Source organism: Shivajiella indica (genome assembly GCF_042683085.1).
Taxonomy (GTDB): Bacteria; Bacteroidota; Bacteroidia; order Cytophagales; family Cyclobacteriaceae; genus Shivajiella; species Shivajiella indica.
In genome coordinates this window covers 198,422-223,652 of sequence record NZ_JBHUIV010000020.1, presented here as the reverse complement: position 1 = coordinate 223,652, position 25,231 = coordinate 198,422, and the positions used below count along the sequence as shown (strand labels likewise).

Below are 25,231 nucleotides of genomic sequence, written 5' to 3'. Positions count from 1 at the left end.
CAAAACAAAAAATGATAAAGTCATTAATAAAGCTTCAAAATAGAATTTCATTAATCTTTTTTATAGGATTCACATTCAACTTTTTTCCTGTTTTCGGGCAACACTTTAAAAATACTGTTTCCATTTTCAATAAAAATTCCTTAGAAGGTTGGAAAGTTCATCCATCAGAACATCAAGATCTTTGGAAAGTCGAAAATGGTATTATTGTAGGTGGAGATGGTGTACAGAAAATAGAGGAGAACAATTATTTATATACTGAGGAAATCTATGGAGATTTTGAATTTAGGTGTCTTTTCAGACTGACCGGAGATGCTAGCACAGGTTTAATTAACAGTGGAATACAATACCGATCCAATATAATTAACAATAATATGGTTGGCTACCAAGCTGACATCGGGACTGGATATTGGGGAGATATCTATGATGAACACAGACGCGGAAAGTTAGTGGGTGGTGATTTAGAAACTTTAAAACATGTTCTTTCAGAGAATGGATGGAACAGTTACACTATCAGGTGTAAAGGAGATTTTCATGAAATATTTATCAATGGAGTAAAGACAGGTGAGTATGAAGAAAAATATCCTGATATACCAAAAAAAGGATTGATTGCTATTCAATTACACAGTGGAGGAAATGCAAAAATCGAGTTTCGGGATTTGACTATTACCACTTTAAGTGAGCATTGAATATTTCTGTTCAAAATAATTAACATTACTTGATAATAATTGAAATGAAAATAAAAAGAAATATCCTTCTAGGATCCATTTTTTTAATAACACTTTCTTTATTTTTTTATTGTAACTCACCTATACAAGACCAAACAATTAAAGATTCTCAGAGAAATGGTGCGTTGACTCCTGAACAACAGCTGGAAAAATTTAAGTTACCTGAAGGATTTATAATTGAACTGGTGGCAAGTGAAAGGGATGGAGTAATTAACCCTATTGATTTGACTTTTGATGAATCTGGAAGATTATGGACCCAGACAGCAACTATGTATCCTTTAGATCCCATTTCAGATATTAAATGGTACGACTTATTGAATCTTATGAATGACTCTGATGCCCAAAAAAACCATCCTGAGTTTAAAAGAATATCAAAACTTTATAAAGGTGAAACTAAAGGAGATGATAAAATATTAATCCTATCCAATCTTTTTGATGATTCCCCTATAAAAATAAATGTTTGGGCTGATGGCTTAACAATCCCTCAAAGCATTCTTCCATTTAAAAACGGGGCATTTGTGGCACAAGGATCAGAACTTTTCCTGCTACAGGACACAAATAATGATGGGAAGGCGGATAAAAGAATCCCATATTTTTCAGGTTTTGGCTTTACTGATACCCATACCATGGCACATACTCTTATCAGGGCTCCTGGAAATTGGATTCATTTTAGTCATGGGGCATTAAATAAGGGAGAAGTTTCAGCTTATGAAAGTGATTTAAAATTAAGAATGGATTACAGTAAAATAGCAAGATTTTCAACTTCCGGAACACAAATGGAAATTGTTAATTCAGGATTAAACAACATTTGGGGTTATCAATTACGTCACAATGGACAGTGGTATGGGACTGAGGCAAATGATTTGGGCTATTCTGTGATTCCAATGGAATCCGGAACAAGTTTTCCGGGAATTGGCAATGAAAAAATCCGCCCATATCAACCCTTTTTGCCTCCCTTTCACGAATTTAGAGTTGGGGGAACAGGTCTGTCTGGATTAGCATTTGCAGATGATGAATCAGGATCTTTTCCTGAAGAATGGAGAGATGTTGCTTTTTTAGCTAATCCAATTACAGGGACAATAAATTCTGTAAAAATTATAAGAAATTCTGACGGCAGTTACAGTTCAAAACATCTTGAGGATTTATTGGTGTCTGAGGATCCTTGGTTTCGTCCTGTAAATATGGAGTTTGGGCCAGATGGTGCGCTATATATTGCAGATTGGTATAACAAGATTGTTTCCCATAATGAGGTTCCCACCACTCATCCAGAAAGAGATAAATCCCATGGAAGGATATGGAGAATTCGTCATGTCAGCCAAGAAAAAAGAGAAATCCCCGACTTCAAAAAAATGAAAACGGAAGAATTGGTTAAGTATTTAAAGTCACCTTCTCTTTGGGCAAAAAGGTCCGCATGGCAACAAATATCCGATAGGACGATTTCTGAAACAAAAAAACTATCACCAAGCTTAATCCATCTTGCCAGTGATTCCTCAATGGATGAAATAACGCGAATCCATGCGCTATGGAGTCTTGAAGGAATCAATCATTATGATGAAAAATTGATGAATGGCCTTATTCAAGATCCAATGGAAAATTTAAGGAGGGAAGCCATTAGATCTCTTATTACTTTTAATTTAAGTCCTTCGGAGACGGCCAGTAAATTGAATTTATTGATTGAGGATTCAAATTCTTTGATCAGGTCTCAGGTTATCCGTACGTTATCAGAAATTGGCAGTGCTGTCCCTCAAACCATTGAAATTCTACTTTTAGCATGTAAACCTGAGTTAGAAGGAAACCAAATGGGAGGTTCCTATGAAAGAAGATTCGAGAGATACTTAGCAAGAAAGGCATTAGAAAGTTACCCTTCTGAGTTATATTCATTTTTAAATTCCCCAGCTGCTTCAAATATCCCTACTTCCAATAAAATTTGGGCTATTCAGGCTTTAGATAATGAAAAGAAAGAACAATTATTCCTAGACCTTTGGCCAAAAGCTAATATTTCCGAATTGGATGAGACCAACTTTATTATTATTTCCCAAATGTTGGGAAATCAAGAAATCTATAAGATAGCAAAGCCTTATTTCGCAGACCTTAATAATTCATCCAATTATGTCAGATATGCTATCCAAAACCAAAGCTTAATCCAATCTGATTTACTTTCTAATTTATTAATTACCCAAATAGAATTCCTTTTAAATAATGATTCTGAAATTGACAAAAACTTGGGCTTAGAGGCAATCAGTCGATTAAAAATAAAATATTCCAGTCAATCATTAAGTTCATTGATTAACAAAAATGTCTCGGAAAAAACACTAAATCTATTAATCAAGGCCCTTGAAATTGATTTAAACGCCAATCAAGAATACTTTTATCAAATTTTTCAGGTTGAAGAATTTAGTTTCAATAATCGAGCCTTAGCATTAAATAATTATTCCAAGTCAAATCCTTCGGAAGGAGAAAAAGAATTAAAAAGATGGATTCCAATTCTGGATCAATTTGAAAAAAGGGAAATAGCTAATTTATTCTCCGGCTCGAATCAAGGTTCGGAAATATTAAAAAAATTATTTGCATCCAACATATTGGAAATTTCAGCATTTGATAAATCATCAGCTGAACAAATTAAAAGTTACAATCCATCAGACCCAATCAGCAACAAAATATTAAATACGATTTATGAAATTGAAGAAAGCGATAAGAAACTATTGAATGAAAAAATTATAAGCTATAAGAGTATAATAAACAATAATGAAGGAAGTGTATCAAAAGGTAAAGTCCTATTCGAAACTTGCCTCATGTGCCATAAAGTTGGAAATAAGGGACATGATTTTGCACCTGCATTGGATGGCTCAGCTAACCGTGACTTAGATGCCCTCCTCACTGCAATTCTCGATCCGGATGCAGCTGTAGAATCAAATTATTCAATATATCGGGTTACCAAGAAAGATTTACAAAATATAGAAGGCTACCTGGTGAAAAAGGAGGACTCAGGAACTACCATTGGGTTTATGGGGGGTACTAAAATTTTTATAAAAACGGAAGAAATAAAAAGTCAGGGTTACCTCGGAGGCCGTTCCTTTATGAATAAAGGTTTGATAGACAACCTTTCAGATCAAGAAATTGCTGATTTATTTTCATATATAAGAACGATAAATTAAGGACGAATTGATTTTGTCAGCTATTTTGGTGTATTCAAATTCAATGAAATTATTTCAGATAAGGAAGTTGATGAATTTCTTCTGGAAAGAATGGGAGCTGAAAAATCATTGCTAACTTTAAAAAAGAGTTTTTGATTAAATTATTGATTCAATGAACCAAAAAGCCATCATTGTTTTCCAAAAAAACCTTGTTTTGGGAAAAGTGAAAACCAGGCTGGCTGATGCTTTAGGAGCCCAAAAGGCCCTGAACATTTACAAGTATTTGGTTGATACCACCTACAGGCAATTACAACCTTTGACTGAAATAGATATATTTATTTTTTTTTCAGACTATTTAGAAGACTTACCGAACAACAAATTTCTAAAATTTATTGCTTGCCAACAAAAAGGAAATGACCTTGGAGAAAGGATGTTAAATGCATTTATTGAAGTTTTTAGCAAGGGCTATAAATCCGTCGTAATAATTGGAACAGATTGCCCTTACCTGAAAACAGAGATATTGATGGATGCTTTTAATTGCCTTAAAGAAAAAGATGTCGTTTTTGGACCGGCTTATGATGGCGGTTATTATTTATTGGGCTCAAACCAGGTTTATCCAGAAATATTTAAAAATATTCCATGGAGTACAGAAAAAGTATTGAAAATTTCCATAAACACCATAGAATCCAAAAAATCAACTTATTCACTACTGAATTGGCTTTCAGATATTGATACTAAAGAAGATTGGGATAACTATTTAGATACTTTTGAAAAAAAATGACAACTTTTAACATATTTTTTTAACATAAAAAGCAACTTTTCCGTACAAACATTAATCAACAAAAAAGAAGATTATTCTAAAAGAATTCAATAATTCTGGTTTCGCAAAATATTTGAGCCAATTAAGCAAAAAATCTTTCTATTCATATTACAAATAGACTTTAAGAAGATGGGAAATTATGAAAAAAAGAAAAAAGCCATAGGAGTATTTAATTCTTATGGAATTCCATTGACCGGCAAAAGAAAAAATGCAAATTTTTATAATGAATTGAAAATGGACAGTATTTATGTGGACGGTCTCATATTTGAACTTGAATATCAACTTAATAAAGAACTTGCAGCTGACCAGATTTCAAAAGTTCAATCCCCTTCCGAACTATTGGCTGTCTTAATCTAAATAATTATTTAGATGATTTAATTCCAAGTAATTATTAAAGAGGTTTGATTAAATGGATGTTCTTTAATTTAAAATATTTTTGATGATCTGAAACTTTACAATTTCTATGAAAAGCATTTAGCCTTATTTAGGAATTTCAGGCATTACCAATCCATCTACAAAATACCTAGCCACTCCTCTTGCAAGAAATGGATAAAATCCACCCCTGCGATTCGTTAAAACAATGATACTGATTTTGAGGTCAGGAAAACGGATGAGGTCTGCTAAAGCAGGGCCGCCACTATGCCAAGTCATTTTGTGTCCCTGATAATCTTCTGTTATCCAACCTAGTCCAAAATTTGAGGTTACATTACCTTTTAAGGGATTTGGGCCAAAAATCATGTCCTGAATTTCTTTAGTAATAAATTCTTCATTATCAAGTATTTGCATTACTTTACCTAGATCAATTATTGATGAATAAATTCCACCGGCAGGATAAAACCAATCAGGAAATCGCATATCTGAATTATAATAATCACCACTGTCCCATCCATATACAGATACCCGTCCTTTTACCAATTGGGATGTTCGGAATAATCCCCCGTCCTTTAATTGATCAAAACCAGTCTGAAATAAACCCAGAGGTTCAAGAAGAATGTCGTTCATTACATCAGGAAATGATTTTCCTGTAACCTTTTGAAGGATCTTATTTAAAAAAGCATAATCAGTACTGACATAATATTCTTTTGTTCCGGGTTCATATTCCAAATCGCCTTCAATTGCGGCTTTTAATGCAGCTTCTAACTCATGAAAATTTTCCAATGGAATCATACGAATTCCTGATTGATGGGAGGCCAATTGTCTAATGGTAATATTTTTCCAATTTTCAGGAATTGAATCCAGGTATAAGCCAATTGGATCATTGACTGAAAGTAGCCCATCCTGATGCATTTTACCTAATAGTAATCCCGTATAGATTTTTGTTACCGAGGCAAGCTGAAAAGGACTGCTTTCTTTTAGAGGGATTTGCCACTCCAAATTAGCAAGACCATAGGTGGCCTTTTTTATGATTTCACCATTTTTGACGACAACAACTGCCGCTCCTGGTATTTTCTGAACCTGCATGACACTATCCATAAACAGATCAGTTTGATCTTGAGATTTGGCAGAAAATATCACTAAAAGTGATAAAAGCAATGAAAGAAAATTTTTCATAAATGATAATTATTAAATAAAAGATATCTATTGATTTCTTCCTTATTAAATTCAATGTTCAATCCAAAATTGGAAAAGGGCATCATTTTAGAATGAAAGATTCGAGCCTTTCGATCATAATCTTTGCTTATTCCTAGGGAAAAAAACTCCAAAAATTCAGTGTAATCCTCAAGGAAATCACTATTTTCAATAATAAGGCTATTGAGCTCCAAATTTTTGATTGACAGGGTATTATTGGCCAATAATGGGGCTGCCAATAAATTTTCTTCAGGACTTTGAACGACAAAAACAAACCAATTGACTCCGAATTCATCATGTCCTTTCCAAGTGGAAAAAAGAAGGTCTATTTCTCCCCTGATATCAAGGTTGAATTTACCTTCACCAACTTCCTCCAAAGAAATTCCTGACTCATACACAGTAAAAAATGAAGGAAAATCTTCTCCCCTGAATCTGGAAAAAACCAGAGCATCTTCTTGTTGATAATTCAATTGGAATTCAACAAAAGGGAAGAATGCTGAATAGTCTGAAATGCCAATTTTAATTTGATCCTGTAATCCTCCAATTGCAAGTGGGTATTGAGTACATAAATTTTGAGGATTTTCAAAACCGTAAATTGAATATGAACCTATTACTGATTTGTTGAAATTAAGCTGAAGTGGTTCTAATTCCTGAAGTTCCCCTAGATCAATTTCCAAAGTTTGTCCGGCAAACTTAGATTCTTGAGGGAAAAATTTTCCAAAAATTTTTGAATCTTGGTGGAGCTTGACAAAAAATCTGGAAGGAATAAAATCCAGAAATACAGGATGGTTGTTTTTTAACATCTGCCCATGGGAAAAACTCCCCTTACTACTTATCCAATATTCATCATGTTGGGGAATATTGCGCAGGAGCAAATTGGCTGTTCCAAATTCGTTCCTAAGTGCCTCTTGAACTTTCAAGGGCCAAGTTTTTCCTATAGGTACTTGGGTAAAAATCTGGCCCAAACCCTGCCCAAAATCTTCTACTTTGGTAAATATTCCGATACTAATTTTCCTAAGTAAAGTATTTCCAAGTGGTACTTTATGACTTCCTGATGCTTTGATTTCATTGTTATAAAATTGATTCCCGTTTTGATCCCATAGTATTACAAAATGTTTTGTTTCATTTGATAGGAAGCTTTCATCTACCATCAAATCAAGTAGATATTCCGCCTTTTTAAAATTGGTTTGCCTGATATTTTTTTTGTTTGATCTCAGACATACTTTCAAACTTAGTACACCGGGATCAAAATCAACAATATTCACCTCCCATTCACCTGTTGCCAGCTTTTGAGGGATGACTTCTTGTTCTTCTATGAAAAACTGAAGATCGGAATCGGGTATTCGATTATGAGAATGGATTTCAAACCACATTATATTCCCAAAAGGTTCCTCATCCTTAATTTCCAATTCAAACCCAATGAAAGCAGGTTCAGGATCCTTCTGACATGAAAATAAGGCTAAACAGAAAAATGAAATTAAAATGCGGATTATCATATTTAATTGAATTTTAAAAGGGGCGTATGCGAATATATTTTCATACATTCTTAGAAAGAGATTGTATTATAGGTCTTGACGTTGCATGGACAGAAAAAATAAGGAATGTTATTTAGGAACAATTGAAAAAATGAGGTACACCTTCTTTACCCCTTAAATAAAAAAAGCAGTCCTTAAGAACTGCCATTCATTTGTCGGGGTGACAGGATTTGAACCTGCGACCACACGCCCCCCAGACGTGTACGCTACCGGACTGCGCCACACCCCGTTTTATATATATTTATTCAATTCAATCTTTTTAAGATTCAACGTTTGAACCTGCGACCATCCTGACCACAGTCAGGATACGCTACCGGACTGCGCCACACCCCGTTTTATATATATTTATTCAATTCAATCTTTTTAAGATTCAACGTTTGAACCTGCGACCATCCTGACCACAGTCAGGATACGCTCCCGTCCCGATATTAATCGGGAGCGCCACACCCCGAATTGATTCACGAAAATAAGAACCTTGACAGTTTAATTCCAAGAAATAAGGGAAATTATATTACCCTGATTTCAATTTTTCAAAAAAACGGCTGGTTCCCAAGTTCTTGATTTGCTTTTCCAATTTCATAGCTTCTGGCCTGCTTTCACACTTACAAAAATAAACAAGAACCCATGGAATCCCATTTTTGGTGGATGGGTTTCGACTGCTGTTATGCATTTAAAATTTTCTAAAGCTAATGATGGATATACAGTTTTGTTTGAGGGCTATTTCAGAAGCTAGTAAAAAATCAATGGATTTGTCCCATTAAAAATCAAAAGACTTCATGACTTTCATCAGGATTTTTAAATGAAATTCGATGTAGTTTCGATACTGAAAACCAAACCCAAAACGAAAATGAAAAAGAGAGAGCCTATAAGTAGCATTATGACAAGCCCTGTATATGCAGTTCAGGAAAATGAACCCTTGCAGAATGTGGTATCTTTGTTCCGAAAACATAAAATAAGACATATACCAGTACTGGCAGGAAAAAAAATAACCGGAATTCTAAGCAGGACAGATATCAACAGATTGACTTTTGGTGCATTATTCGAAAATCAGGAAGGAGCAGATGAGGCAGTTCTTGAGATTTTAAGCATCAAACAGGTCATGACTGCAAAGCCAAAAGTGGTGAGCAGTACTGATTCCATCCGTGATGTAGCAGTAATTTTTGCCACTGAAGAATTCCATGCCTTACCTGTTGTGGATGGTGAGGAACTCAGGGGAATTGTCACCACTACAGATGTTATTAAATATATGTTGGACCAATATTAAATCCACTCATTTTTCAACAATCCGGCTATTTGAAGAACCTCCAATTTTCACCGGCTTTTGAGAACATATAGGACATAGGGCTGCATTTGGATTAAAGTTAATGGCTTTTTTCAAAGCTTCCTTCGGATTGTTGAAGGGACCTATATAATCCCTATGATGGATGGAAGGTAAGCTTGGGCACTCTCTGTGATGTATTTCAAAAAATCCTTGATCGTTATTATTGGTAGATAGGTAGAAGAATTTCATAGGCAAACTATTTATCCCAAATATAACCTGATATTTATTTTATAAAAATACCCTATATTGGGTATTTTTTCACTGTAACAAACAAAAAAATCCTATTATTCAGGGATTAGTCCTAATTAATGCGCTTGATTTCAGATTTCCTCATGGGCATGGAATCAATGGTTTTAAAAATTAAATTCCAATCCAATTTCCATTCCCTTTTCATTTTAACCCCACCGTCAAGTCCTATGAGAACCCATGACCCAGTATTTCCTCCCATTCCAAATTCTCTTTTTAAAGACTCAAGATATGGTTTTGAAAAATCTACCTCAACATTACTTTTAAATTCTTCACTCACAAAAAAATACAGAAGTCTTCTTTCTCTCATTTCAATTTCCAAACTATCTGAAAAGGCATCAATTGATGCGATTTCGTTCTGAAAAACCAATAAAATTCTATTTTTCCACCTAAAATCTTCCAGTTGATTTGGTTTTCCCTGCAGAGAAATCAAAAACATGGTAATGAATATAAAAACTGAATTCATGTTTATTGAACCAGATGTTGGGAAAATGGTTTTTAAACCACCGAAAAAATTATCTCTTTTTCCTTAGTTCTATCACTGTAATTTCAGGCCAAATGCCAACTCTACCGGAAAAGGCATGAAAACCAAAACCCCTGTTCACATATAAAAACCTATTATTCTCCATAGCCAAACCTGCCCAGTTAGGGTAACGGTATTGGACAGGGCTCCAACGGATTATTGGTGTTTCAATACCAAATTGCATTCCATGGGTATGACCGGAAAGTGTCAAATGGATTGGATTGGGATTGTTTTTAACTTCCGCATCCCAATGGGAGGGATCATGGGATAAAAGGATTTTGAAATCATTAGTAGAAGTTTCTTTCAAAGCTTTATCCAGGTTACCCCTGGCTCCAAAACCTACCCCCCAATTTTCTACTCCTAATAATTGTATAAATTGACCGTCTTTTTCAATCCGAATATTCTCGTCCAAGAGAAGTCTATAACCTAGTTTCTCATGCTGTTTCTTGAATTTTCTGAAATTTTCCTCCTTCGCTTCCTTGCTTGGCCAGGCAATATAATCTCCATAATCATGGTTTCCGATGATTGAAAACTGTCCATAAGGGGCCTTAATCATAGCAAACTGATCAATAAAAGGTTCTATTTCATCTGCCTTGTGGTTTACCAGATCACCTGTAAATACGAAAAGATCTGATTTTTGGGCTATGGCCAAATCGATACCTTTTTGCACATGGTCAGGCTCTTTAAAACTACCTACATGAATATCCGAAATTTGGGTAATTGTAAAACCATCAAAGGCTTCCGGTAAATCCTCAAAATAGATGGTTTCTTTATGTACTTTAAAATTATGTTTTCCAAAAGCCATCCCATAAACAAAACCAAAAAAGGGTATGGCTGAAATCACAAAGGCAAGAACACTGACCCAGATTTTTCGCGGCGGTAGCAAAAAACCACTTGAGTTATTCCAGAAATATGCAATTAATGCCTGCATGTTCCTCACAAGATCTTCGGCAAATAAAAATACAATACATACCAGTTGAGTGACTACAACGGTCAAAAAAACATTGAACATGGTTTGCGTAGAAAATGAAAATTCTCCTGTAATTGATATTTTTACAAAAGTCCAGATATACCAAACTGAGATTCCCCCAAAAACCAACCAATAGGCCAATTGAATTAAATTTTGGGCTTTTTGAGATTCCAAAGACTGCCCGACGGTCTTAACAGCCTGAAATACATACCAATTCAAAAAAGTGGAAAACAGTAATATTGCCAAAAGGAAGATGGCAGCTCCTATTGAGTTCATTTGGTTTAGTTTTATTATAGACTAATACAGAAATTACCAAAAAAATGTTCAGGTAAGGGCCTATAATAATTTCAATAGTTCAAATTTCTTTGATCCAAACCTCTGCATGTAGAGTGGAATTTCCAGCACCACCATAAGTACCCTGAACTGGAAAAGTATTTTTTGGGTCAAAACTACTTGCCAGGGGAATATAATGATGGTCTGTAAACAACCCTAAACTTGGATCTACTCCTATCCACCCTCCACCTGGCAAATAAATTTCCACCCATGCATGTAATTCATGACCTTCTTCCAATTCGGGATTAAAGGCATAACCACTGACGAAACGGGTAGCCAAACCAATACTTCTAAGAATTTCCATCAGCATCCATGAAAGGTCCCTACAAGAACCCTGCTTGCTTACAAAGGTTTGAGAAGAAGGCCATATTCCATGATCCTCTCTAATTGTGTGCCTCCATTCTGAGTGGATCTGACTGATCAGTCTAACCAGGAAACCGATCAAATCCTTTGATTGGAAAAGAACAGAAAATGCAAATTCTTTTAATTCCGGGTAATCTTCGGTTTTAAGAAAAGGTCGAAGATATAATTTCTGATCTTCGGAATACTCATAAAACCGGAAAGGAAAACTATTCCCCTCAGAAAGGATGAATCCATATGGATTGTATTTTTCCGATTGAATGATAAAATCGGTTTCAATTTCCAGAAATTCAGTATGCCGGATAAACCAAGTCTGATAATAGGAATTTCCCTCTAAATCCAATCTTTCATTCAATCCCTCGAATTGGGGATTAATTAGTAATCTGGATCGCTCAATATTAAAATACGACCTTTGTTGAGGAATTAAAAAAAGATTTTGAGGACCAAGAGAAACAGGTTCACTATAAGTGTACTTGGTAAAATGTTGGATTTCTAACCTGACCATCAAGGTGAAACTGGGGCTTCATCACTAAACGCTTTCTGGAGGATCTCAGCAGGAAGTTCCCTAATGGCTTCCTTAATTCTATCATTCCAGAAACTGGATATATGTTCAAGTTCCTTTTGCTCAAATCTTTTCTCGACAATATGGTAGTGGTCATTTTCCAACACAACCGTATCCAAAGGATAATCTACATCATTAGCCGAAATTCTGGTAGCATCAAAAGCCAAAAAAGCACATTTCAATGCGTAATCCAAAGGATCATCATAATGTAGGGAACGCCTTAAAACAGGATTACCTGCTCCTGTATTGCCAATGGTAACAAATGGGGTCCCCCTCCTGATCTCGATCCAGTTTCCCTGTGGATATAGCAAGTACAACTTAGGGCTTTTGTCATCTTCCAGTTGACCACCGATAATTGAAAAGAGATTAAAAGAAAGTCCTGCTTCCTCCAAGTACTGTTTATCCTCGGAAGCTACCCTCTTAACCTGATTCCCAAACTCATTCACCGCTTTGTATAATTTCGTAAAATCCTGATCCTGTTCTTCAATGACTTCTGTAAAATAGGTAATGGCTTTATCCCGTACTGATCTTAAGCCTGAGGTCATAATGAAAAATGAATGTTTTTCACGGTTTACGGTGAAAACTTTTTTTGAAGTAGTTGTCTCTGTTCCTGAGGTTATTCTGGTATCTGAAAGGCCAACTATACCGTATTTGGTTTTTATTCCTAGACAAAAGGTCATTCTTGATTCGAATTTTGAATGATAAAGTTATCTTTTATTTGGAAGAAGTTGGCATTTATTTTATCTGAAATCTGATTTATTTTTAACTGAAGTTGGTCCAAATATTCATGCAATCCTACCTGAATGATATCTTCTACCTCAGTAAACTCAAGTTTAGATCTTAATTCACCAATGGTTTTTTCTGCCGGATTTTTAAACCCACCTACAGAAGTACCAGAAATCCTGTGCAAACAAAGTTCAGCTTCTTTAATACAAAAAAACACAGAGCGTGGAAAATACTTATTCAATATTAAAAATTCGACCACTTTGGAGGGTTCTATATTTCCATATAACCTTCTGTAAGTATTGAACGCAGTAACCGATTTTAAAAGAGCTGTCCAATGCAAAAAATCCAAGGGTGTTCCCACCCAGTTTGGAGATGGTAAAAGGATATGGTACTTGACATCCACTATCCTACTTGTTTTATCAGCCCTTTCCAGAAACATTCCCAATTGTCTGAAATACCAGCCTTCAGTCCTGGCCACTGTACTGTCCGCTAAGCCATAAAGGAGTAAAATCTGACTTTTAACACTCTCAAAAAAAGACCTTGGATCATCTTTTCCATTATCTTTTTTATCTGCTCTTTTATGGACAAAATGGTAGAGTTCATTTAACTTCTCCCAAGTTTCTTTTGTCAGATTCTCCCGGATTACCCTCGCGTTTTCCCTGGCAAAATTGATGGAGGAAATGATGGAGTTTGGATTTTCGGTATCAAATGTCAGAAAATGGATAACTTTTTTACTTTCAAAAGAATCATACTTTTTTTTGTATAAATCCTCATCCCCAGTAGTAATCACCAATGGTTCCCATTGTGCTTTCATATCCGGAGGAAGATCAAGCATCAGGTTAAAATTTACATCAATAAACCTGGCATAGTTCTCAGCCCTTTCCAGGTACCTTCCCAGCCAATATATGGAATTCGCTACTCTACTTAGCATCTTAATTTATTTGAAAATGAGTAAATCAGTTATACAAAACCCAGGTATCCTTACTTCCTCCGCCTTGGGAACTGTTGACAACCAATGATCCTTTTTTTAGAGCCACCCTTGTCAAAGCTCCTGGAATCACTTCTATGTCCTCACCATATAAGATGTATGGCCTCAAATCCACGTGCCTTCCCTGCAATCCTTCTTCAGTCCAGGTAGGAACAGTAGATAAAGATAATGTGGGCTGTGCAATGTAATTGGTAGGATTGTTCTTGATTAATTCTCTGAATTTCCCATGTTCTTCTTTGGTCGACTTGGGTCCGATCAACATTCCATATCCTCCTGCAGCATTAGTCTCTTTCACAACCAGTTCTTCAATGTGATCCAAAACATATTTCCTGTCTTCCTCTTCCCGACATAAATAAGTTGGCACATTTTCCAGGATAGGGTCTTCTCCAAGGTAATAATTGATCAGCCTGGGCACATAGGCATAAACGGCTTTATCGTCCGCTACTCCTGTACCTGGCGCATTGGCGATAGCAATGTTCCCTGCTTTGTAAGCCTCAAAAATACCAGGAACGCCTAACATAGACTTTGGGTTAAAGGTCATAGGATCCAAAAAAGTATCATCTATTCTTCTGTAAAGCACATCTATCTGCTCCAAACCTTTGGTAGTCTGCATGTACACTTTTTTGCCTTTGGTAACCAGATCAATCCCTGAAACCAATTCAACACCCATTTGTAAGGCGAGGTAAGAGTGTTCAAAATAAGCCGAATTGTAAATACCGGGAGTCAAAACTCCAACTACCGGTTTCTTTTTATTCGAGATAAACTGTAACATTTTCAACAGCTTAACCGGGTAATCCGAAACAGGCATTACTCCAAGTTTATTAAAAAGATCTGGATATGCCCTTTTGATGATTTCCCTACTTTCAAGCATGTAAGAGACCCCAGAAGGACAGCGAAGGTTATCCTCCAAAATATAATATTTCCCATCATTGTTTCTGACAAGATCAGTCCCTGTAATATGGCACCATATTCCCTTTGGTGGTGTAAGGCCTATACAGGGTTTAAGATAATCTTTACTGCCCAAAACCAAATCCTCTGGTATTATCTTATCCTTCAATACCTTTTGATCATTATAAATATCATGGATGAATTGGTTGAGAACATAAATCCTTTGTTTTAATCCAGCCTCCAAGTGTTTCCACTCCTGTTGGGCTATAATCCTTGGGATAATATCCAAATGGAGGATTTTTTCTACTCCCTGATTGTCATGGTACACATTAAATGTCATCCCCATAGCAACCTGTGTTTTATTGGCAGAATGCTGAAGGTGAGACATTTTTTTTGGACTGGTTTTCGACAAAAGTTTGAAAAAATCATGATAATGGGCTCTACATTCACCCTCTTTAACGAACATTTCATCAAAATTTCCCCCAACTTGGTATTGATTTGTATCCATAACACAAGAATTTAACAAAACCATTGATTTTGACTGAATATACTTGATTTTAAAAAACTAACAAAAAAAAACCACCATTTCAGGTGGTTTTATATTAAATTAGGAAATCATTGATCCATCTGCAGTTGGCTTATCAGGTTGGAGCAACCTGAGACTGCCATCTTTGTCTTCAGCCATTAGGATCATTCCCTCGGAATCTATTCCCATCATTTTTCTCGGAGCTAAATTAATCAGCATGGTCACTTGCTTACCTACCAATTCTTCGGGTTTAAAATGCTCCGCGACTCCGCTAAGAACGGTCTTTACGCCTAATCCGGTATCTACTGTTAATCGGAGCAATTTCTTTGATTTAGGCAAGGGTTCTGCGGTCAATACTTTAACCACCCTCATATCCAATTTGGCAAAATCATCATAAGAAATGATGTCTTTCATTGGTGAGACCTCTTTATTGGCCAATTCATTACGTTTTTTTGATTCCAGCAATTTATTGACTTGTGATTCAACCACATGATCTTCTATTTTTTCAAACAATAAAGCGGCAGGATTGAGTAAATCTCCAGGTTTGAGCAGGTCTGCCCTACCAACATTACCCCAATTCAAGCCATTCAGGTTAAACATTTCGAATATTTTTGCCGAAGTAAAAGGCAGAAATGGTTCGGCCACAATGGCTAAATTGGATGCTAAGTTCAAAGCAATATTCAAAATAGTCCCTGTCCTATCCTGATCTTCCTTAATGGTCTTCCAAGGTTCGGTATCTGCCAGGTATTTGTTTCCGGTTCTGGCAAAATCCATTACAAAAGATAATGCCTCCCTGAATCTGAATCTTTCAATAGAAGTGGCGATTTTTTCCGGAAACTCCTTCAATAATTGGAGGGTTTCTTTATCGATATCCTCAAGCTGGGAAAGATCAGGTACTTTTCCCCCAAAAAACTTATGGGTCAGTACAACTGCTCTATTGACGAAATTGCCATAAATGGCCACTAATTCAGAATTATTTCTTGATTGAAAATCCTTCCAAGTAAAGTCATTATCCTTGGTTTCAGGAGCATTTGCTGTCAGGACATAACGAAGCACGTCCTGTTTCCCTGGAAATTCCTCCAAATACTCATGGAGCCAAACTGCCCAATTTCTTGATGTTGAGATTTTATCTCCCTCTAAATTCAGGAATTCATTGGCTGGAACATTATCAGGCAATACAAAACCCCCATGGGTTTTTAAAATTGCCGGAAAAATGATGCAGTGGAAAACAATATTATCTTTACCGATAAAGTGAACAAGTTTGGTATCCTCATCTTTCCAATAAGGCTCCCAATCAATTCCTTTTTCAGCTGCCCATTCTTTTGTACTCGATATATACCCTATGGGTGCATCAAACCATACATACAGAACTTTACCCTCTGCTCCTTCAACCGGCACTGGAATTCCCCAGTCCATATCGCGCGTCATTGACCTTGCCTGAAGCCCTTCACCTGCCTCAAGCCAGGAACGGCATTGACCTAATACATTATTTTTCCAATCATGCTCATGCTCAACCAAAATCCAGTTTTTAAGGAAATCTGTATACCTCGCCAAGTCTAAAAACCAGTGTTTGGTTTCTTTTAAAACCGGCACACTTCCACTGAGTTTGGACTTGGGGTTGATCAGGTCAGTAGGACTTAATGAACTTCCACATTTTTCACATTGATCTCCATAAGCCCCTTCATTACCACACTTAGGGCAGGTTCCTTCAATATACCTGTCAGCTAAAAACTGGCCTGCTTCCTCATCATAATATTGTTCGGTATTTTGCTCCAAAAACTCACCTTTGTCATATAAATCTTTGAAAAATCCGGCGGCTGTCTCATGGTGGATCTTTGCTGAAGTCCTGGAATAATGGTCAAAGCTTATACCGAATTCCAAAAAGCTCTTTTTCATCATTTCATGGTAGCGGTCCACTACTTCTTGAGGACTTATTCCCTCCTTTTTTGCTTTGATGGTAATGGCTACACCATGTTCATCCGAACCGCACACATAGACAACATCCTTTTTATTTGACCTTAGATAACGGACATATATATCTGAAGGAATATAACAACCTGCCAGGTGACCTATATGAAGAGGTCCATTGGCATAGGGCAAGGCAGAGGTAACGGTATACCTATTGAAATCTTTCTTTTTCATTGGATGCAAAGATAGAAAATTGAATGGTATTGGAAACTTTAAAAAAGGTACTTAATTCTTCCTGTTCAGTTTAATTTAAAAAGATTCTTTTCGTAGAAGCTCCATAAAAATTAAAAAATACAACCTGTTTTATTGCCCATTTCAATAAGTCGAGATGCCACAAAACCGTACCTCTGAAATCAATATCTCAAATAATAAATCAGCTTTTTTGAAATTCAAGCTTAGCCTCATTTGTCAAAATACCCTGATAAATAATCTGTATTGTTTGGTCAAATATTTCAGCAGTTGTCAACCCTAAATTATTTTTCATTTCGGCAGGAAATTGAGATAAAAATTTGGGATCAATAAGGTTTTGGATGGCGCAGGTGTAAATAAAAACTACCAAGCTTACATTAACATTAGGAGCCACGTAACCTTTATGAATACCCTCCATTATCAATTTCTGGAACCTCAGATAAGCTGATTCCCTGATGTAATTCTGTAATTCTTTCCATATTTCCGGAGCATATTCCCGAAGCTCTTCCAATAATTCTGGATTGAGTGGTGCCAGGTCTGAAGCTACCATAGACAGCATGGACTTCAATTTGGTAGTATAAGGAATATATTTATTATCCACCAAAGTCTCTACTTTTAGGGAAAGCCGGCTTTTTAACATATCGAATGATGCTGCCAGTAATTCTAATTTTCCTGGAAAATATTTGTATAAGGTTTTTTTACTCATGGCCAAACCTTTGGCGATATCATCCATGGAGGTGTTTTTATATCCTTGAACTAAAAATAGCTTGTAGGCTACATCAAGGATTTTAGATTCTATTTCTGTTTTTTTACTCATAATGGGGTTATCAGAACAAATATAATACCTGTGATTAAATCTTCTAACAAATAAAAAGCAATGTCTAAAGCTTATTCTTTTGCCATTCCTTTTACAAAGCTTATTTTTGGGACTTTACCTCCAAAACCTATCCTGTAATTACCTATGACCCCACAACAGGCCAAAGAAAAGATTGACCGCTTACGTCAAACAATAAACTACCACAACCACCTTTATTACCAGGAGGATAGGACAGAAATTTCGGATTTTGAATTTGACCAGCTCTTAGAGGAACTGATCCGATTGGAAAAGGAGTTTCCGGAATTTTTGGAGGAAGACAGCCCAAGCCAAAGAGTCGGAGGAACAATCACAAAAGAATTCGAAACAGCCTTGCATGAATATAGGATGCTTTCTTTGGGCAATACCTATTCAGAAGAGGAACTCCTAGCTTTTGATGAAAGAGTAGTCAAGGGGCTTGGCCACAGGAACTTTGAATATTTCTGTGAGTTGAAATTTGATGGTGTGGCCATAAGCCTGGTGTATGAAAATGGTAAATTGATCCGTGCTGTTACCCGTGGAGATGGTACAAGAGGAGATGTCGTGACTGAAAATGTCAAAACCATCAGAAACATACCTATACATATCAAAGGAAAAAACATTCCGCAAAAATTTGAAATCAGGGGAGAAATTTTCCTACCCATCAAAGAATTTGAAAAGATCAATGCAGAGCGGGAATTAATCGGAGAACCTGCGTTGGCCAATCCAAGAAATGCAGCTTCCGGAACGGTCAAAATGCAGGACAGCAGTATTGTAGCCAAAAGAAGACTCAACTGTTATTTCTATCAATTGTTAGGCGAAGATATTGGGGTCAATCACCATGATGAAGCCATACACCTTCTAGAAAAGTGGGGGTTCAATGTCTCACCAACCTATACAAAGTGTAAGAGCATAAAGGAAGTTTTGAAGTATATAGAGAACTGGAAAGAAAAACGTTTTGAGCTTCCTTTAGATACCGATGGTGTGGTTTTGAAGATCAATGACTATGACCAAAGGGAAGAATTAGGCTTTACCGCCAAAATTCCCCGTTGGGCAATAGCATATAAATATAAGGCCGAAAGTGCCCAAAGTGAATTATTATCCATTACCTATCAAGTGGGGAGAACCGGTGCAATCACCCCTGTGGCAAACTTGTCTCCCGTTCATCTCGCAGGAACAACTGTAAAAAGGGCATCTTTACATAATGCCAATGAAATAGAGCGACTTGGATTGTATGAGGGGGACACTGTAATGGTTGAAAAGGGAGGGGAAATCATCCCAAAAATTACTGGTGTGGTCATGGAAAAGCGAAAGCCCGGTGCAGGCCCAGTTCATTATATCGAACATTGTCCGGAATGTGAAACGCCTTTAGAAAGAAAAGAAGGAGAGGCCAAGCATTTTTGTCCCAATACCAAAAATTGTCCTCCACAGATCTTGGGAAGAATAGAACATTTTGTGCACAAAAGGGCAATGGACATTGACTCATTGGGAACTGAAAGGATTAAAACCTTAATCGACCAGGGGTATATCAGGAATTTTGCAGATTTATATGAGTTGGAAAGCAAATCAGATCAACTCTTAGGCTTGGAAATGAGTCAGGATCAATATCAAAAGTCTGATGATGGTTATCTTTTTATCTCATTGACCAAAGCCTTCTTCTCACTTACGGATGGTATTTCACTAACAGCAATTCAAAAATTTACAGAAAGGCACCTTGACCAGCCACTAAAAGCTGTTATCAAAGCCTTTGAATTGTTTATCAGGACCTCCAACAAAAAAGTAGCCCAGAATATTGGAACACTCCTGAAGCTTCAGGAAATACTGGACAAAAGCCATCTTCCCCAGATGGAAGATCATTTACCTGTCCCGGTGGTTCTTCATGTTCTTATCGGTAATTGGGTTTCATTAGAAAAACTCGTTGAAGTATCACTCCATGAAAATACGGTTCATGCCATTATGATCAAGTTGAACCTTCCTCTTAGTAGGGAGCAGGAAGATAGGATCAAAAGGCTAAAGGCAAATACTTTTCAGGAAGGAGTAATTTCCAATATGCTGGAAGGAATAGAAGCTTCCAAATCCCAGCCATTTGAAAAAGTTCTTTTTGCCCTTGGAATTAGAAATATCGGTGAGAATACTGCTCAAATCCTTGCAAGGTATTTTAAAAATATAGAAGCCCTAAAAAATGCAACAAGTGAGGAGTTACTGAACATCAATGGAGTAGGTGATATTCTGGTTCATAGCATACATGAATATTTCAATGACAAGGAAAACTTAAAATTAATTGACCGTTTGAGAACGCAGGGCCTCAACTTTGTGTTGATGGAGGAAGAAAGGACATTAGCAAGCAACAAACTTACCGGACTAAAAATCCTCGCTTCGGGCAAACTGAATCATTTTAAAAGAGATGAAATAATTGATTTCATTGAAGCAAATGGGGGCCAATATTTAAAATCTGTATCCAAAGCCTTGGACTTTATTATTGAAGGTGAGGATATGGGTCCAAGTAAAAAAGAAAAAGCTGAAAAATTAGGGATTAAACTGATCTCTGAGAATGAATTCCTGGAAATGTTGGATAAAAAGGTGTAATTGATGAAGTGGCTAAAAGAGATTGCTGTCCAAAAAAGACTGAACAATAGATTATTACATCAAAACTTAAAACAACTTCATATCCCGGATGAATTTAGGCACATAGGGATTTTAGCCAATTCTGCTGAAGATTTCCGGATTACCAAGGAATTTATCAGAAATAAATGGGGCTATAAAATTAGAATTACTGGCCTTTATTTTGACGATAAAGAACCTGATTCCATCGAGGCCTTTTCACATAAACATTTCAATATTATTGGTCAGCCCAGCCATTATTTCAATGAGTTTTGTTCTGAAAAAATGGATTTTATTTTAGTTCCCTCTTTAAAGCTTAACCCTTATTTGCGTTATTTGCTCCTTGCCAATAACAGTGGATTCAATATTGGCTTTTATTCAAAAGAAAACCGTCCTTTCTTGGACTTGATGTTGGAAATTGAGGAGAAAAATTTAGAATATAATATTGAGAACCTAATTAATTATCTAAACAAAATTAAAGCAGCATGTTAAAATTTCATGGTACAGGTGTAGCATTGATCACCCCTTTTCACGATGATTTGACCATTGACTTTGTAGGGTTGAAGAATGTCATTGACCATGTGATCAATGGGGGTGTAGATTATTTGGTAGTTCAGGGAACGACAGGTGAATCTGCTACACTTACCAAAGATGAAAAGAAACAGGTCTTAAAAGCAAGTTTGGAATATAATGCAGGAAGGGTACCCATAGTTTATGGACTGGGTGGAAATAGTACTCAAGCTGTTTGGGATGAAATAAAGAATACAGATTTCACGGGTATTGACGCGATATTATCTGTAAGTCCCTATTATAACAAACCAACTCAGGCAGGAATTATTGCCCATTATAGGACCATTGCAGATAGCAGTCCGGTTCCTGTTATTCTCTACAATGTCCCAGGAAGGACTATGTCAAATGTCACCTATCAAACCACATTGGAATTGGCCAAGCATCCAAATATTATCGGAATGAAAGAAGCCAGCAGTGACATGTCCCAATGCATGAGGATTGCTGCAAAAATGCCTGAAGGTTTCCTCCTTATTTCTGGCGACGATATACTCACACCTTCTATGAGGGTATTAGGTGGGCAAGGGGTAATCTCCGTACTGGCCAATGCCTATCCCGAAATTTTCAAAATCATATGCCATGGAGATCTGGAAGCATCCAAAATTGCTGCATTCAAACTTTTGGATATAAATCCCATGATGTATGAAGAAAGTAACCCGGTAGGATTAAAGTTTCTGATGAGCGAACTGGGAATCTGTGGAGATGCCGTAAGATTGCCGCTACTTAAAGCCTCTGATTCTTTAAAAGAAAGAATCAGGAAAAACATGGTCAAATAATTCCTATCCAAATATTTGCCCTTCCATTTTTTATCAGATTAAAAAGGAAGGGCTTTTCTTTTTTATTTTAAGATTTTCGTGATTAATTTTAATTATGCAGGATTACGTCTCACTTTTAGAGCTAAATCAAATCATCAAAGAAACCTTAGAATTCAATCTGGAGCCTGAATATTGGGTAATTGCAGAAATTGCTGAACTAAGTCATGCCAGACAAGGTCACGCCTATTTGGACCTGGTAGAAAAACAAGGCAACCAAATTACGGCTAAAATAAGGGCCAATATCTGGTCCTATACTTTTAGAGGAATTTCCTCAAGATTCAAATCAATTACTGGGCAAGACCTTAAAACAGGAATGAGAGTACTTGCGCTGGTCTCTGTCACTTATCATGAAATCTATGGTTTGAGTCTTAATGTAAGGGATATTGATCCTGATTTTACTTTAGGAGAAAGAGCCAGGATGAGGCAGGAAATCATCCTTAAACTGCAGCAAGAGGGAATGTTGGAACTGAATAAAAGACTTATACTCCCTGTTGTTCCCCAGAAAATAGCCATTATCAGTTCATCAACAGCAGCAGGATATGGGGATTTCATCAACCAGATTGACCATAATCGCTATGGATACTGCATTCATTACCAGCTATTTCAAGCAAGCCTACAGGGAAAAGAAGCCCCTTTTACTTTAATTCAGGCAATTCAGAATATTAAAAAATCAAAAATAGGATTTGATGCAGTGGTAATCATTCGGGGTGGTGGGGCCCAACTCGACCTTGATTGTTTTGATGATTATGATCTCGCCGTAGAAATAGCCACTTGCCCTCTCCCTGTGATCACAGGCATAGGCCATGAAAGGGATGAAACAATTGCGGATTTAGTTGCGCATACGAGGATGAAAACTCCTACTGCTGCAGCTGAATTCATCCTTTCCGGTTTTATGGAATTTGAGGAAACAATCTTCAATCTCCTAAAAACAATGGAAAGAAACATGAGTAAAATATTGGCTTTAGAAGATAGAAAATTATTGGATTACGAAAACAGGATTCAGCAACAATCCAATTTTCAAATCCAAAGGTCAGAAGATGTACTAAGGCATCTTTTAATCCAAGTAAAAAACACGGCTATGCAGAAGGTTAAAGTCAGCAACTTACAACTGGAAAACCTTAATCAAAATCTTAGGCGTTATGCTTTACAACAGGTATCCATAAATAATGAGAATCTTGAACGTTTGGAAAGAGACCTCCATAGATTAAACCCAAATACTTTCTTAGAGAGAGGGTATACAAGATCAGAAATCAATGGAATTCCAGTTTTTCAAGCTAAAATTGAAGAAGGCAGCTTACTAACAACTTATGCCAAGAATCTAAAAATCCTAAGTACCATCAAAGAAGTTTCAGATTATGGAAAATAATGAATTGAGTTATGACAAAGCCCTAAAAAGAATTGAAGAAATTGTTTCAATACTTGAAAAAGGGGATAAAGGAATAGATGAGCTTTCTGAACTTGTAAAGGAGGCATCGGACTTGGTCAGACAGTGTAAAGGTAAATTGAGAATGACAGAAGAAGAAATCAGCAAAAGCCTGAATGGGGAAGAATAAATTCATTTGGAAGATTATCCTTTTTTCTTCCCCCAATACTATGGAATTGCTTGACATTTAATTCCTTCTTTTGGAAATAAAAGCTAAAAAATAGAGGTGTTGACATAAAAATCGTATCTTGGTTTTTTTCAAAAAATTACCGATTTTTGTCGTTTACATCTTAAAAAATGCTTTACATTAATGTTAAAAAATTCCTTTCCACCATCGTTATTGCCCTGCTCATAATCCAGGTCAATCAAGCCCAAAACTTTTATAAAGAAAGGAATCCCAGGAATACCTTCCTTTCATTTGGGGTAGGCCCTTCTATTATTTATGCCGAAACAGGGGGACAATACAATAAATTAGACTTTGACTTTAAACCTGCACTTTCCTTTTCCTATGCGAAAAAAATCAATCCTTTAATCAACTTACAAGCAACCGCTGGTCTGCAATGGATAGGAAGTGGAGGCAATCCTCCTGAAGAAGCCTATAATCAATGGATCGCTTCCGAAAGCGCTTTGAGTTTTTCTGGTCGTGCATATTATTTAGATGTGATGCCAGTAATGAACATTATTCCATTTTCCCATCATATGCAAAGGAATTATCTTAATTTCTATGGGGGATTAGGGATTGGTGTGATGCAGATAAATACCAAAAGGTACTATACCTTGGAAGAAAACAGCCGGGAATACATTGCCAATTTTCCAACCGCTTATATTCCGGTGAGAGCAGGGATGAGTTACAGGATTGGTGATTATTACGATTTAAGCCTAGAAGGAGGTATGCTTTTGACTTTTTCAGATGACATTGATGGTAATCAAAACTGGAATGCCTTCAATGACCATTTATTACAGATTCAAGTAGTATTAAAAAAGTACCTTGCTACTAAATCCCCTAAATTTTAGCTTTTGGATCATTTTTTTTCTTGATTTCAATTGACCACTTCAAGGAATTTTCTTGGAATATTGACCATCACATTTTGATTGATGCTTGGAATTCGGATAATAAAATAATCCTTATTTCCTTTACTGACACATTCTCCTTCCATTCCTTGTAATGGACCTCCTAAAATTTTAACCCATTCCCCTTCTTCTATTTCAGAATTATCCGTTTCCACTGCCACTCCTGTTTCCAAAACTCTTTGGATTGCGTCTATTTCCTGTTGTCTTACGGTAGCATGTTCTCCGGCAAAATTAACGAATTTAACTGCCCCAGGTACCTGTAAAGCTGACCAAAGTTTATCCTTTGTTGTTTTTACAAATAAATACCCATTAAAAAGTGCTTTTTGTATTTTCTTTTTCCGGTCAGACCACTGCCGGAGTTCTTCAACCATTGGCAAATAAACTTCCAATCCTTTTTCCCTCAATCTTGTAGCAACTTTCTTCTCAGCTCTTGAAGTGGTATAAAGCACATACCAATGCATCTCGGTCATATATGATTTTTTTAGGTCAGGCAAAAATACTAAGAATCCAACAACAATTCTTTTAAAATAATTTCAGAT

The 25,231-nt window shown here is 36.4% G+C and carries 24 protein-coding genes and 1 tRNA gene; 11 read left to right on the top strand and 14 right to left on the bottom strand.

The features are described 5' to 3' along the window. Positions 1-11: 11 nt before the first annotated feature. The 4 genes from ACFSKV_RS15080 to ACFSKV_RS15065 all read left to right on the top strand — a co-directional run bounded on the left by ACFSKV_RS15080 (position 12) and on the right by ACFSKV_RS15065 (position 5,036). A complete protein-coding gene (locus ACFSKV_RS15080; RefSeq protein WP_380804507.1) occupies positions 12-686 on the top strand; it encodes a 3-keto-disaccharide hydrolase in 675 nt (224 codons plus the stop codon). Positions 687-730: 44 nt separating this feature from the next. Next, entirely contained in the window at positions 731-3,880 is a 3,150-nt protein-coding gene (locus ACFSKV_RS15075; protein WP_380804504.1) for a PVC-type heme-binding CxxCH protein, read from the top strand. A 151-nt stretch (positions 3,881-4,031) separates the two neighbouring features. Then, on the top strand, positions 4,032-4,640 hold the full coding sequence (locus ACFSKV_RS15070; RefSeq protein WP_380804501.1) for a TIGR04282 family arsenosugar biosynthesis glycosyltransferase: 609 nt from the start codon (positions 4,032-4,034) through the stop codon (positions 4,638-4,640). Positions 4,641-4,808: 168 nt separating this feature from the next. Next, complete coding sequence (locus ACFSKV_RS15065; RefSeq protein WP_380804499.1) at positions 4,809-5,036, top strand: acyl carrier protein; 228 nt, start codon at positions 4,809-4,811, stop codon at positions 5,034-5,036. Between the two features lie 123 nt (positions 5,037-5,159). Here the strand turns inward: ACFSKV_RS15065 and ACFSKV_RS15060 are convergent, their stop codons facing one another. The 4 genes from ACFSKV_RS15060 to ACFSKV_RS15045 form a co-directional block, all read right to left on the bottom strand. Beyond that, complete coding sequence (locus ACFSKV_RS15060) at positions 5,160-6,230, bottom strand: serine hydrolase domain-containing protein (RefSeq protein ID WP_380804496.1); 1,071 nt, start codon at positions 6,228-6,230, stop codon at positions 5,160-5,162. After that, complete coding sequence (locus ACFSKV_RS15055) at positions 6,227-7,744, bottom strand: hypothetical protein (RefSeq protein ID WP_380804494.1); 1,518 nt, start codon at positions 7,742-7,744, stop codon at positions 6,227-6,229. The genes ACFSKV_RS15060 and ACFSKV_RS15055 overlap by 4 nt, the downstream gene beginning before the upstream one ends. 194 nt (positions 7,745-7,938) lie before the next feature. Then, positions 7,939-8,012, bottom strand: a tRNA-Pro gene (locus ACFSKV_RS15050). Between the two features lie 282 nt (positions 8,013-8,294). Next, positions 8,295-8,453 (bottom strand): GIY-YIG nuclease family protein, encoded by a 159-nt coding sequence (locus ACFSKV_RS15045; RefSeq protein WP_380804491.1) that lies wholly within the window; start codon positions 8,451-8,453, stop codon positions 8,295-8,297. A 177-nt stretch (positions 8,454-8,630) separates the two neighbouring features. Between ACFSKV_RS15045 and ACFSKV_RS15040 the strand changes: the two genes are divergently transcribed. Further along, positions 8,631-9,047, top strand: a complete 417-nt coding sequence (locus tag ACFSKV_RS15040; protein ID WP_380804489.1) for a CBS domain-containing protein — start codon at positions 8,631-8,633, stop codon at positions 9,045-9,047. A 6-nt stretch (positions 9,048-9,053) separates the two neighbouring features. On the opposite strand, the gene ACFSKV_RS15035 is transcribed toward ACFSKV_RS15040, so the two are convergent. From ACFSKV_RS15035 to ACFSKV_RS14995, 9 genes are all read right to left on the bottom strand, one after another. Beyond that, positions 9,054-9,293, bottom strand: a complete 240-nt coding sequence (locus tag ACFSKV_RS15035; protein WP_380804486.1) for a hypothetical protein — start codon at positions 9,291-9,293, stop codon at positions 9,054-9,056. A 112-nt stretch (positions 9,294-9,405) separates the two neighbouring features. Then, a complete protein-coding gene (locus tag ACFSKV_RS15030) occupies positions 9,406-9,816 on the bottom strand; it encodes a DUF4174 domain-containing protein (RefSeq protein ID WP_380804483.1) in 411 nt (136 codons plus the stop codon). A gap of 49 nt (positions 9,817-9,865) precedes the next feature. Beyond that, positions 9,866-11,119 carry a metallophosphoesterase gene (locus tag ACFSKV_RS15025; protein ID WP_380804481.1) on the bottom strand — a complete coding sequence of 418 codons (1,254 nt, stop codon included), beginning with the start codon at positions 11,117-11,119 and terminating at the stop codon, positions 9,866-9,868. Between the two features lie 79 nt (positions 11,120-11,198). Continuing rightward, complete coding sequence (locus ACFSKV_RS15020; protein WP_380804478.1) at positions 11,199-12,041, bottom strand: transglutaminase family protein; 843 nt, start codon at positions 12,039-12,041, stop codon at positions 11,199-11,201. Continuing rightward, positions 12,041-12,778 carry a proteasome-type protease gene (locus tag ACFSKV_RS15015; protein WP_380804476.1) on the bottom strand — a complete coding sequence of 246 codons (738 nt, stop codon included), beginning with the start codon at positions 12,776-12,778 and terminating at the stop codon, positions 12,041-12,043. Before ACFSKV_RS15015 ends, ACFSKV_RS15020 begins: the two co-directional genes overlap by 1 nt. After that, complete coding sequence (locus ACFSKV_RS15010) at positions 12,775-13,755, bottom strand: alpha-E domain-containing protein (RefSeq protein WP_380804474.1); 981 nt, start codon at positions 13,753-13,755, stop codon at positions 12,775-12,777. The genes ACFSKV_RS15015 and ACFSKV_RS15010 overlap by 4 nt, the downstream gene beginning before the upstream one ends. A 25-nt stretch (positions 13,756-13,780) precedes the next feature. Next, on the bottom strand, positions 13,781-15,208 hold the full coding sequence (locus ACFSKV_RS15005; protein WP_380804472.1) for a circularly permuted type 2 ATP-grasp protein: 1,428 nt from the start codon (positions 15,206-15,208) through the stop codon (positions 13,781-13,783). A gap of 99 nt (positions 15,209-15,307) precedes the next feature. Further along, positions 15,308-17,368, bottom strand: coding sequence for a methionine--tRNA ligase (metG, locus tag ACFSKV_RS15000; RefSeq protein ID WP_380804470.1), 2,061 nt, complete (start codon positions 17,366-17,368; stop codon positions 15,308-15,310). A 199-nt stretch (positions 17,369-17,567) separates the two neighbouring features. Next, positions 17,568-18,200: a TetR/AcrR family transcriptional regulator gene (locus ACFSKV_RS14995; RefSeq protein ID WP_380804467.1), complete on the bottom strand. Its 633-nt coding sequence runs from the start codon at positions 18,198-18,200 to the stop codon at positions 17,568-17,570. Between the two features lie 144 nt (positions 18,201-18,344). Between ACFSKV_RS14995 and ligA the strand changes: the two genes are divergently transcribed. The 6 genes from ligA to ACFSKV_RS14965 all read left to right on the top strand — a co-directional run bounded on the left by ligA (position 18,345) and on the right by ACFSKV_RS14965 (position 24,635). After that, entirely contained in the window at positions 18,345-20,801 is a 2,457-nt protein-coding gene (gene ligA, locus ACFSKV_RS14990; protein ID WP_380804464.1) for an NAD-dependent DNA ligase LigA, read from the top strand. Positions 20,802-20,804: 3 nt separating this feature from the next. Continuing rightward, positions 20,805-21,308 carry a DUF6913 domain-containing protein gene (locus tag ACFSKV_RS14985; RefSeq protein WP_380804461.1) on the top strand — a complete coding sequence of 168 codons (504 nt, stop codon included), beginning with the start codon at positions 20,805-20,807 and terminating at the stop codon, positions 21,306-21,308. Continuing rightward, positions 21,302-22,159, top strand: a complete 858-nt coding sequence (gene dapA, locus ACFSKV_RS14980) for a 4-hydroxy-tetrahydrodipicolinate synthase (protein ID WP_380804458.1) — start codon at positions 21,302-21,304, stop codon at positions 22,157-22,159. The genes ACFSKV_RS14985 and dapA overlap by 7 nt, the downstream gene beginning before the upstream one ends. Positions 22,160-22,253: 94 nt before the next feature. Continuing rightward, entirely contained in the window at positions 22,254-23,564 is a 1,311-nt protein-coding gene (gene xseA / locus ACFSKV_RS14975) for an exodeoxyribonuclease VII large subunit (RefSeq protein ID WP_380804455.1), read from the top strand. Then, the gene (gene xseB / locus ACFSKV_RS14970; RefSeq protein WP_380804452.1) at positions 23,554-23,751 is read left to right on the top strand and encodes an exodeoxyribonuclease VII small subunit; all 198 of its coding nucleotides are present in this window, start codon (positions 23,554-23,556) and stop codon (positions 23,749-23,751) included. The genes xseA and xseB overlap by 11 nt, the downstream gene beginning before the upstream one ends. Positions 23,752-23,918: 167 nt before the next feature. Next, positions 23,919-24,635 (top strand): hypothetical protein, encoded by a 717-nt coding sequence (locus tag ACFSKV_RS14965; RefSeq protein WP_380804449.1) that lies wholly within the window; start codon positions 23,919-23,921, stop codon positions 24,633-24,635. A 26-nt stretch (positions 24,636-24,661) separates the two neighbouring features. Here ACFSKV_RS14965 and ACFSKV_RS14960 read toward each other — a convergent pair whose 3' ends face one another. After that, the gene (locus ACFSKV_RS14960) at positions 24,662-25,162 is read right to left on the bottom strand and encodes a UpxY family transcription antiterminator (protein ID WP_380804447.1); all 501 of its coding nucleotides are present in this window, start codon (positions 25,160-25,162) and stop codon (positions 24,662-24,664) included. Positions 25,163-25,231: the final 69 nt, after the last annotated feature.

Coding starts and splice junctions, on each gene's coding strand:
- ACFSKV_RS15080 (WP_380804507.1), top strand. CDS start 12: ATGATAAAGTCATTAATAAAGCTTCAAAATAGAATTTCATTAATCTTT.
- ACFSKV_RS15075 (WP_380804504.1), top strand. CDS start 731: ATGAAAATAAAAAGAAATATCCTTCTAGGATCCATTTTTTTAATAACA.
- ACFSKV_RS15070 (WP_380804501.1), top strand. CDS start 4,032: ATGAACCAAAAAGCCATCATTGTTTTCCAAAAAAACCTTGTTTTGGGA.
- ACFSKV_RS15065 (WP_380804499.1), top strand. CDS start 4,809: ATGGGAAATTATGAAAAAAAGAAAAAAGCCATAGGAGTATTTAATTCT.
- ACFSKV_RS15060 (WP_380804496.1), bottom strand. CDS start 6,230: ATGAAAAATTTTCTTTCATTGCTTTTATCACTTTTAGTGATATTTTCT.
- ACFSKV_RS15055 (WP_380804494.1), bottom strand. CDS start 7,744: ATGATAATCCGCATTTTAATTTCATTTTTCTGTTTAGCCTTATTTTCA.
- ACFSKV_RS15045 (WP_380804491.1), bottom strand. CDS start 8,453: ATGCATAACAGCAGTCGAAACCCATCCACCAAAAATGGGATTCCATGG.
- ACFSKV_RS15040 (WP_380804489.1), top strand. CDS start 8,631: ATGAAAAAGAGAGAGCCTATAAGTAGCATTATGACAAGCCCTGTATAT.
- ACFSKV_RS15035 (WP_380804486.1), bottom strand. CDS start 9,293: ATGAAATTCTTCTACCTATCTACCAATAATAACGATCAAGGATTTTTT.
- ACFSKV_RS15030 (WP_380804483.1), bottom strand. CDS start 9,816: ATGAATTCAGTTTTTATATTCATTACCATGTTTTTGATTTCTCTGCAG.
- ACFSKV_RS15025 (WP_380804481.1), bottom strand. CDS start 11,119: ATGAACTCAATAGGAGCTGCCATCTTCCTTTTGGCAATATTACTGTTT.
- ACFSKV_RS15020 (WP_380804478.1), bottom strand. CDS start 12,041: ATGGTCAGGTTAGAAATCCAACATTTTACCAAGTACACTTATAGTGAA.
- ACFSKV_RS15015 (WP_380804476.1), bottom strand. CDS start 12,778: ATGACCTTTTGTCTAGGAATAAAAACCAAATACGGTATAGTTGGCCTT.
- ACFSKV_RS15010 (WP_380804474.1), bottom strand. CDS start 13,755: ATGCTAAGTAGAGTAGCGAATTCCATATATTGGCTGGGAAGGTACCTG.
- ACFSKV_RS15005 (WP_380804472.1), bottom strand. CDS start 15,208: ATGGATACAAATCAATACCAAGTTGGGGGAAATTTTGATGAAATGTTC.
- metG (WP_380804470.1), bottom strand. CDS start 17,368: ATGAAAAAGAAAGATTTCAATAGGTATACCGTTACCTCTGCCTTGCCC.
- ACFSKV_RS14995 (WP_380804467.1), bottom strand. CDS start 18,200: ATGAGTAAAAAAACAGAAATAGAATCTAAAATCCTTGATGTAGCCTAC.
- ligA (WP_380804464.1), top strand. CDS start 18,345: ATGACCCCACAACAGGCCAAAGAAAAGATTGACCGCTTACGTCAAACA.
- ACFSKV_RS14985 (WP_380804461.1), top strand. CDS start 20,805: ATGAAGTGGCTAAAAGAGATTGCTGTCCAAAAAAGACTGAACAATAGA.
- dapA (WP_380804458.1), top strand. CDS start 21,302: ATGTTAAAATTTCATGGTACAGGTGTAGCATTGATCACCCCTTTTCAC.
- xseA (WP_380804455.1), top strand. CDS start 22,254: ATGCAGGATTACGTCTCACTTTTAGAGCTAAATCAAATCATCAAAGAA.
- xseB (WP_380804452.1), top strand. CDS start 23,554: ATGGAAAATAATGAATTGAGTTATGACAAAGCCCTAAAAAGAATTGAA.
- ACFSKV_RS14965 (WP_380804449.1), top strand. CDS start 23,919: ATGCTTTACATTAATGTTAAAAAATTCCTTTCCACCATCGTTATTGCC.
- ACFSKV_RS14960 (WP_380804447.1), bottom strand. CDS start 25,162: ATGACCGAGATGCATTGGTATGTGCTTTATACCACTTCAAGAGCTGAG.